An 8,663-nucleotide genomic window follows, 5' to 3' on the forward strand; every position below is an offset into this window, starting at 1 on the left:
AGCGGGCGGTGTGGGCGGTGCAACGGGCGTGCATTGGTTTCTGATATGTCTACCGTTACGGTAGCCGGGCCTGCATACATGGCCGGTTTAATGTAAATTTTGCCGCCCACGCGGTAAGGTTTCGCGCCCATGGTGCCCATAATGTTATTCAGGCCCTCACCGGGGCGAATACCGTTATTCAGCGCACCGTTACAACCGAAGCGTTGGCCGGTAGCTGCGTTGCCGTCAGCATCGGTGAAGTTTACCTGCTCAGCGCAATAGTTGGCTGTAAGTGCTACAAAGTCCCAGGGGATGCGGCGCAGTGGTACCGGGCGCGAACCATAGTGGCGCAGGTAGTCGTAGGCACACAATGCTGGGTTGTCGCTCCATTCCCATGTGGTGCTGTCTTCTGGCCGGTGTGCACCGCTACCGCCTGCAGTGGTGTCTTTTCTGGGGTCGTAAACTTTGCGGCCACGTACAATGAATTTGCATTCATTAACACCACGCGGGAACAGGTCTTCGTCGCGGCGAATTTTCAATACCACATAGGTTTGCTCGTAACCAATGTGATCATTTGTCCACCCATCAATGTAGGTATTGGCAGTAGTGTCTGCGGAGGTTTGATTGCCCAGGTACACGGTCATTGTTACCGCGTCGCCCAGTTCGCTTACTGTTTTGCCTTCAATCTCGTAAATCGATACCGACTCGCAAGGGTGTCCGGCAAGGTGTACTACCAGAATGTCGTATTCTTTTTTGCTGATTGTGGGAGCGGCAACACCCACAATTTGGCCACCAACTACCGATTCACCATAAATGATTTTGCGGGGCTGGTTGGCGTTGGTGGTTAATGCCTGGTCGGCTACTGGGTCGGTGCCGTAGTCGCCTAAATCGGGTGTTAATGCGTCTGTGAGTATTTTGGTACCCAGCGCCGCGCCCACACCAATAAATGCGCCGGTTAACACCGTTGTTGCAAACAGGGCAGATCCAAGCCCGGCAGCTACGCCTACAGCTACTGGTGGCATGGTACCTCCCAGCAACCTACGCAGCTGCTCATTGGTAGTGTCATTAAACCGCGTTCAGCTGCAGCCCAAATCTTGCCCGACCACACTATGCCCAGGGCATCACCTAATGGAGTTTGAACCAGGGCTATGTCGCCTCTGCCAGCGTATAAACGGCTGCACATTGGGCCAAACTTGGCTTCAATGGTTTTGCGTATATCGCCCTGGCCATATTTCTTTAATGCACGTTTAGCACCTAACATGCTTGAATACCGGCCTCTGAATTCGGCAGCAAAGTCTTGCCCGGTCATGGCCTGAATTGCATCGGCGGTGAACAGGCAACAATCGAACGTGCCCCACTCAAACGGGGTGTTTAAATGCTGTTCAATGTAGGTGTTAAGGCGGTTTGCCCAGTCTGGCTTTCTCATTTTAAGCGCCTCACTGGATCGCCACCCATAGCACCTCGGCCACTGCCGCTGTAATTGGTTTTAACCGGTAGGGTGTTCGCTGGAGAGCCAGCAACAATTTCAACCAGGTCAAAGAAGCGATCACCAGGGAATAAATGCTGCTGGTCGGCATCGGTGGTTTTGGCTGCTTCAGCAGGCGTTGCCCAGCGTTCTATCCAGTCGCCCACAACCAAACTAATCACAGATGGGATTTGCTTTTCCAGGCTGCCTTCTTCTACTTTTACATCTACCACATCGCCGTCGATTACATAATCAACGCCTTCAGCTATGCGGCGGTGTTCGTCTAACGCTACCAGGTGAACAAAGCACTCATAGCCGTTCAGGCTTTCGTTCATTACTTCAGCCAGTAACGACGGGTCGAGCACTTTTAAACTCAGCGTTACCCGGTTGTTCGAGGTGTCCGCGTTTTCGGTAAACTGGCCAATTCCTGCAAACTCGCCCATGCCTAAATAGGTCTGGCCGTTGTATACACGTTCGCCGTGCCCGCTGTGCACTCGTACCCAACCACTGGACGTATTTATTTCAGCAAAGGCCAAAAGGCGCGACGGGTTGGCTTTAGCGGCGGCAACCATGGTTGGCGTGATCACACGTTCTATCATGCGAATGCCTCCACAAAATCCAGGGTAATATTTCTGTACAGGCGGCGATTGCCACTGAGCTGCTGTATTTGTGAGGGGTCTTTCCATCTACCACTGCAGCGCAGGGCATTCAGTGAAGACGTTACAGGCATACCGTCCGTGGTTGCCTGGCGTAACTCATTGGTAAAATACAAACGCGCATTGCCCAACGCATCTGCAGACGCAGGAGCAGCAATTTCCATTAGCTGGGTACCAATCATGCAGCGGTCCAGCGCATCGGCAACAACCTGATTGGGGCTAAAGCCGCGAACGTCTGCATACAGACCATACTGGCCAGCGCCGTCAATAACCGGCGAGCCGCCCCATGTGCCGCCCTGAGCTTTAAACAGCGGATCAAATAAACGTGACTTATTAACCGATCCTCGAAGGTGCTTTAAATGCAGTTTAAGCAGCTTGGCTTCATCCAGAGTAAGCACTTTAAACTGATATTGAATTACCCAGCGTTCTCCTGGATTCTCTGTAATATGCTCATGCCCCGATACCTTACTAATTTCCATGTCAGTATCGTGCACCACCTCAAACATGCATCGGCTAATTGGAATGCTGGGGAAGTCGTATGTTAATACTGTCATGCTGCTAACCCATTTAAACGCTGGCTCAATGGGCCACCATTGGAAAAGTCTGATTCCAGTTCGGCTTGGTACTGGCGCAGTGCCGTTTCTATTTCAGCGCGAATGCGTTGCTCCATGCCTGGCACGGCGTTGCGGGCGTCGATTGAGATTTGTGGGCTGTAGTTGATTTGGCGGCCATTTTGGCCTGTTGAGTTTTGAGCTAATGTTGCCAACTGGCGATAATCGTCTGCCTGTGAAGGATTCAGCACCATTTCGTCTTTGCGTAGTAACCAGGTTCCCTCGTGTGACGCAGGTACTCGGTCTATACCATCGTGAGCAATACCCAATACTGAAAGGCTCTCAGCTAGTCCAACCGTAGTTGCTATACCTGCCATTGCAGGAGCAGAGTTCGCACCAAAACTTGCCAATGATGCAAAAGCAGCTGCTGGTGCATATGCTGTCGCCATAGCTGTTCCCGTGGCCGCTGCAGTTGCTGCGCTGGCCGCAGCCCCACTAGCACCAATAGTTTTTTCAATTGCAGCTAGTGCGAGCTTTTTCACACCAATTTCAACCAAACCTGAGATAACAGTTTGAATTGCACTTCTTGCTAGGCTTTTCATTGTTTCGCCAAAGTCTTGGCCTTCAACAATTGCGCTACCTACTGCGTCGCCCATTCCGGCGGCAAACCGATCAAACGTACTTCCCCACATTGCATCGAAGTTGTTGGTCGTGTTTGAAATATGCTGCTCTAGCTTTTCAAGGAAACCAAGATTGGCCTGCTCCATTTCCAAGTTAAATTGTTCACCTAACAGGCGCTGTGAATCGCGATGAGCCTGCTTGATTTCTGCTAGCTTGTCGGTTTTATCCTGTTCAATCTGTGCTATTAACTCTGCATTGCCTTTGGCTTCTTCAAGCTCTTTTTGGTAATGCTCTTTAATTTGAACTTCCAGACGATCAAACTGTTCCTGGTATGCATCGGATTGTCTGAACAGGCTTTCATAAATTGCTGCTTCTTCTGCAGACAGGCTGCCATCAATCACCTGGCGTTTGAGCTGAAGCGAACGGTTTAACGCGTCGGCTTCGCTTTGATAGCTTTGAATGGCTGAGTTCAGGCGGGTTGCGTTTGCCCTTTCAAGTGTCTGCGTTACTTCACTAATGCCCTGGTTTATTGAAGACACATCAAGGGTACTGTTAAACAGCTCAGATTTTGTTTCTGCAAATGTGTTTAGTTCTTCATTAACGTTATCGATTTGAGTTTGTAATTCGCCCAACGCTTTGGAGTCATTTACTGCAGTAGAAATACCCGAAAATTGATTCGTGGCGGGTGAAGCGCTGGCGTTCGCTTGCTTTTGGCGCTCTATTTCATCGTTGTATTGTTTTTGAAGTTCAACCAGCTTTGCGCGGGCAGCAATTTCCTTTTGCGTTATTTTCTCAATTTCAATTGCGCGTCCCTGCGCCCCAAGCTCCTTGAATTTATCAATGAGCTTTTGAACTTCGTCGCGATTATTGGCCGTTTTCTCTGCAGCCTCCTCTTGTTGAAAAGCGAATTTTAAGAGGATAGCACCGGCAGCAATACCAACTGGCCCACCAAGTGCCAGCATTACCGCATTTAATCCCCGAACACTCACTGCAAGGGCATTGGTTGCAATTGTTGATGCGGTAGCGCGGGTAGCCTGCACCCCAAGTGCGGCACTCAGCCCTGTTACTGCAGGTGCGGCTAATAGGGTTTGTTTTACCAAAACCCCTTTGGCGATAGCTGCCGATATAATGGCACCCGCATAGCGGCCACCCATGATCGCAGCAACAACAGCGACACCATCGGCAAGCGTATCGATATTGTTTCCCAATGTTAGCACCGCTTCAGACAGCTTAGAGGAAACACCCAGCGACCGGTCTTGCTCTCCAATAAAGTCAATTAGGTTGTTTTTGGCAATGGTAAGGCTTTGTTCTACAGTAATAGACGTTTGATTAAACCGGCGACTAATTTCATCGGCACTGTTTGTCAACGCATCCACAACCACCTGAGCGGTAATTTTCCCTTCGGCGGCCATTTCCCTTAGTTCGCCCTTGGTAACACCAAGCTGCTTTTGTACTGCCCGTAAAATCTCAGGGGCCTGTTCAGCAACCGAGTTAAATTCGTCACCGCGCAGTGTGCCGCTCGCTAAACCTTGTGATAACTGAATAATGGCGGCATTTGCTGATTCGGCAGAAGCACCGCTAAGCGCAAAAGACTGATTTATTGTTCTTACGATATCTACCAGTTCCTGGTCTGTGTCTACCAGGTTTCGGGCATTGCGTTGCAGTGTTGCATATAGATCCACCGATGCAGCTAAATCGGTTCTGGTTTCGTTCGACACAGCAAGCAGCGCTCTTTGCGAGCGTTCAAGCGCCTGGGTATCCTCGGCAACATCGTTCAGTTTGTTACTCATTAACGTTGCCTGGTCGGCAAAGCTAATCAGATCACGAACAGCAAAAGCACTGGCAATGGTTGCACCTATGGCAACCGCCTGATTGCGCATGGAAGCAAAAGAATTTGAGGCAATGTCAACATTGTCAGACATCTGCTTAACCTGGCGACCTGTGTTAACGGCAGACGTACCAAACTGACTCACCTGGCCCTGGGCATTTTTAACTTCACCCACCAGTCCTGAGCCGTCAGCTTTTAGTCTTATTCCAACAACCAAGTCATTCATTTCTTCTGCAACCTATTGTTACGTTCGTTTGCTACATGTTTGGCTAACAGGCGAAGTCCTTTATAGTCTTCTGCGGTAAATTCTCTGGCGGCCAGCTTTGCATCAGCTTCTACGGCTGACACGTCAAGCCCCCGACACCATCCATTGCAATAAACAAATAAATCCTGCACATCAGCGAACCATTTAATAACCGGCCAGTTTTGCTCCAGTACTTCAAAGTGGTCATCGGTTGAATGACACTGCCTAATGGCGTCAATTTCTGCACTGCTGGCTTGCATTTCCTGCATTTGGGCTATGAGTTCTTCAACTTCTTCGGTAGTAACTTGCGGCCCGTTCACCCAATAACTGGCCGCATCGATTAGTTTTTTTCTACAGCCTCACCGTTGATGATTTGTTGAAACGCTTTTGCAAAGCCCTTCCTTACGTCCAGTGAACTTTTAAACAGGCGAACTTTGTTTTGTTGTGAGCATTTGAGCGGCGTGCCGTCTTCTTCTTTGAACTCTTCGCCCAAATCCACGACCACGGTTGATAAAAACTCAATATCGGTATGCGTTTTGAATTCTTCGTACTCATCCGCATAAGGAATTCGGAATTTCGCAGATGCAACGATGTCTTCGCGCTTGCCGCCATCGGCAGCCATATTAATTGTGACTGGCCACCAAACTGCGTTGTCTTTTTTTAAAACGAAAGCCATGCTTTACCTCATTTAATGAAGCCTTCCCTGGCTTACTAAATTGGCTGTTTAGCATCCCTCAGCCTTGCGAACGCCCTGCGGGGCACGGTTTATTACGCGGTGGTTAACGTACTGTCGTTACCACGAATTACACGGAAGCTGATATCCCAACCCTGTTTGCCCTTTTGTGGCGAGGGCTGAATACCCAACAACTGAATGCCGGTACTGGACTGCTTAACGATTTTTCCGGCCACGGTACCGTGTGTAATTTCAAAGGGAACAATGGCACTGGCTCGAATTAGCGCGAACGGATCGAATGTTGAAAGCGCTGGGGCTTCAATAATGAATTTGCCTTCTTCGCTCCAGTCATCAATAAAGATTTGATTAATTTCGGTACCTTCGTCGTGCTCGATACTGTTGTTGTCGGCCAGTTCGTACTCGTAGAGGTTGAGCGCCTGCCCATCGAGCGTGAACGAGGTGTTAGCCTTACTGAATGGCAAAGGCTGCTGAAAAGCAGAGAAGTTAGCTGCAGGCGGGGTGCCGGAAACGGTGTCGCCATAAATACCTTGAATCTCAACGGTAATTTTAGGGAGCTCACCCATTTTTCCTGCTGTGGTTAAGCTTGCTTTACCGGCTAACAGAATGTGCCACATGCCTTCCCAATAGAAGTACACCGTACCGTCGAGTTCATTTGATGCACTTAATATTCGCTCATGGGTTACATCGCTGGTATTTACGGTTTCGTCACGCGCCGCCAACTGAATTAATTTACTCCATGCCGCTGGGGTTGTTGCCGCTCCAGATCCTGCCCATTCAACAGGTGCAGTAATGGTAATGCGCTCACCCGTTTGAATAACCGGCTGACCGCCTGATTTTCCATCGTCCAGGTCGCGGGTAATCTGCTCGCTCTGATACGGATTCACCGCAAGGCCAGTGGTAAGAATGGCTACCGGCGTGGCACCGTTGGCAATGTAATCTGTGCCCTTAGTGTCTTCCGGGCGCTTCAGCGCCATCATAATGAACTTACGTTTGTCTTTGTAACCTGGGGTAATGCTCATGCGTTTTTCTCCAGCGCTTTGGCCTGTTTAGCCGTGGTTTCAGTTGGGCGGTCTTCAACGTGCACCACTTTTAACTGGTAATGGGCGCTGATTTGCGCTTGCTTACCGGCACTGAGTTCGCCGTCTTTAAACTTGGTTTCGCCTGGCGCAAACTCGATTGCAGCGCGGCGAATAGGGAATTCGCTGTTGTTGGTTACTATGATCATCCGTTAACTCCTTGATACCAGGTGTTAGTTATAAAACGGTCTATCCACCACAAGCCCTGTGTGGCAAAACCTACAAGATCACTCTTACTCAGTAATACCGGCTCAAAGTCGCTGCTGGGCTTCCAGCCATAAAGGCTATTGCGTAACGCCGTTCGCAGCTGCTCCAGTTGAATAAGGGCTTTTTCACCGGTGCTGTCGTTAATACTTTTTATGCCTATAACCACCCCAAAGGTGATCACGCTTTCCTGCAGCGGCTGCCCAATATCTACATCGCGGCTGTTGCCTACAGGGCTTTCGCTAACAGGCACCACATAGGCCACGCTGCTTCTATGAATGGGCTGGCCCATTGCTTCACGCACATTGGCTGCGCCGCCAACGTGGTCAAAAATGGGTTTAATGCGTGTTTGAACCAGGGTTAACATTTATATAAACCCCGTTGAATCTGCGCGGCTCCATACGCTGCCACCACTTACCATTTCAATGGCTTCATCTGAGGTGGCGACTTCTTCGGTACCGCTTAAACCCAACCGCACTTCGCCTTTGCCAACCGATTTTAAAAAGCTAATGGCGGCTTCGAAGCGCTTTTGCACTACTTCAGGTACTGCGTTGTCGTACAAATTAAAACGGGCAATGTCACCGCAAAGCTTGGGCAACACGCTTGGTACAACGGAAAGGGGCAGGGCATAACGCCCGCCCAAATAGCCATCAATTAATGCGCTGGCATCAGCTATGGCCGCACTAACCACCTGGGCATTTACAGCGCCGGTGTTATCCCGGTCGGAAAGAGCGATTAGCTCACTCTCTCCAAACCGGTCTATCAGGTCGCTAGTGGTGCAGTAGTTCACGGGTTATGCTCCCGCGTTCTCTGCGCCGGTGTCCTTACTCGCTTTGGTGCCTGCCTTGGCCGTGGTAGATTCGGTTTTCTTAGCAGCCGCAGCTTTTTCTTCCTGCGCCGCTTTGGTGGCGGGGTGGGCCAGGTACCGGTCGAGTGGTGCGGTATCAATACCTTCCGGGATTGCGTCGGATGGCATTTCGCGAACAGACAGCTTTTTCTCGGCGTGAATGGCTTTGAGCTGATCTGCAGTGAATTCATCTTTGGCGAACGCGGTACCGGTGTCGGTAAATCCGAAACCGGCACGGCGAAAGGAAGGCACGCTTGCCGTAATAACAATGGCGGTAATGATTGCTTTGGTAACAGACATGTTTTTCTCCTTGCAACCGGCTTACGTATGCAAGCCGGTTGTTAAAGTTGTAAAGGTTGTAGGGCTTACAAGTAATCAGGCGAAATTACGTTGAACATGCCACGTAGTTCGTTACTTACCGCGCCTACACCGCCATCGTCGATTAACTCACGTTCGTTAATTTGCTTGGCTTTTTGGTGCAGGCTGGCAGGCACTACC

General features: G+C 50.1%; 12 protein-coding genes. All 12 read right to left on the reverse strand.

The features are described from left to right. A partial coding sequence (locus ACLR2L_RS16555) for a hypothetical protein (protein WP_413369653.1) occupies positions 1 to 1,001 on the reverse strand: 1,001 nt, incomplete at its 3' end. Next, positions 989 to 1,405 (reverse strand): DUF6950 family protein, encoded by a 417-nt coding sequence (locus tag ACLR2L_RS16560; RefSeq protein ID WP_413369655.1) that lies wholly within the window; start codon positions 1,403 to 1,405, stop codon positions 989 to 991. The genes ACLR2L_RS16555 and ACLR2L_RS16560, both read right to left, overlap by 13 nt. After that, positions 1,402 to 2,043: a hypothetical protein gene (locus tag ACLR2L_RS16565; protein ID WP_413369657.1), complete on the reverse strand. Its 642-nt coding sequence runs from the start codon at positions 2,041 to 2,043 to the stop codon at positions 1,402 to 1,404. Before ACLR2L_RS16565 ends, ACLR2L_RS16560 begins: the two co-directional genes overlap by 4 nt. Beyond that, positions 2,040 to 2,654 carry a hypothetical protein gene (locus ACLR2L_RS16570; RefSeq protein ID WP_413369659.1) on the reverse strand — a complete coding sequence of 205 codons (615 nt, stop codon included), beginning with the start codon at positions 2,652 to 2,654 and terminating at the stop codon, positions 2,040 to 2,042. The genes ACLR2L_RS16565 and ACLR2L_RS16570 overlap by 4 nt, the downstream gene beginning before the upstream one ends. Next, complete coding sequence (locus ACLR2L_RS16575; RefSeq protein WP_413369661.1) at positions 2,651 to 5,326, reverse strand: tape measure protein; 2,676 nt, start codon at positions 5,324 to 5,326, stop codon at positions 2,651 to 2,653. The genes ACLR2L_RS16570 and ACLR2L_RS16575 overlap by 4 nt, the downstream gene beginning before the upstream one ends. Further along, positions 5,323 to 5,664: a hypothetical protein gene (locus tag ACLR2L_RS16580; protein ID WP_413369663.1), complete on the reverse strand. Its 342-nt coding sequence runs from the start codon at positions 5,662 to 5,664 to the stop codon at positions 5,323 to 5,325. The genes ACLR2L_RS16575 and ACLR2L_RS16580 overlap by 4 nt, the downstream gene beginning before the upstream one ends. Positions 5,665 to 5,684: 20 nt before the next feature. Next, positions 5,685 to 6,020: a hypothetical protein gene (locus ACLR2L_RS16585; RefSeq protein ID WP_413369665.1), complete on the reverse strand. Its 336-nt coding sequence runs from the start codon at positions 6,018 to 6,020 to the stop codon at positions 5,685 to 5,687. A 92-nt stretch (positions 6,021 to 6,112) separates the two neighbouring features. Next, positions 6,113 to 7,057, reverse strand: a complete 945-nt coding sequence (locus ACLR2L_RS16590; RefSeq protein ID WP_413369667.1) for a hypothetical protein — start codon at positions 7,055 to 7,057, stop codon at positions 6,113 to 6,115. Next, positions 7,054 to 7,263, reverse strand: a complete 210-nt coding sequence (locus tag ACLR2L_RS16595; protein ID WP_413369669.1) for a hypothetical protein — start codon at positions 7,261 to 7,263, stop codon at positions 7,054 to 7,056. The genes ACLR2L_RS16590 and ACLR2L_RS16595 overlap by 4 nt, the downstream gene beginning before the upstream one ends. Continuing rightward, complete coding sequence (locus ACLR2L_RS16600) at positions 7,260 to 7,685, reverse strand: hypothetical protein (protein ID WP_413369671.1); 426 nt, start codon at positions 7,683 to 7,685, stop codon at positions 7,260 to 7,262. The genes ACLR2L_RS16595 and ACLR2L_RS16600 overlap by 4 nt, the downstream gene beginning before the upstream one ends. After that, entirely contained in the window at positions 7,686 to 8,108 is a 423-nt protein-coding gene (locus ACLR2L_RS16605; RefSeq protein ID WP_413369673.1) for a gp436 family protein, read from the reverse strand. It lies immediately after the preceding gene. 3 nt (positions 8,109 to 8,111) lie between these two features. Then, the gene (locus ACLR2L_RS16610; RefSeq protein WP_413369675.1) at positions 8,112 to 8,465 is read right to left on the reverse strand and encodes an HI1506-related protein; all 354 of its coding nucleotides are present in this window, start codon (positions 8,463 to 8,465) and stop codon (positions 8,112 to 8,114) included. Positions 8,466 to 8,663: the final 198 nt, after the last annotated feature.

Origin of the sequence: Alteromonas sp. AMM-1, assembly GCF_047290655.1 — a bacterium.
GTDB lineage: Bacteria > Pseudomonadota > Gammaproteobacteria > Enterobacterales > Alteromonadaceae > Alteromonas > Alteromonas mangrovi.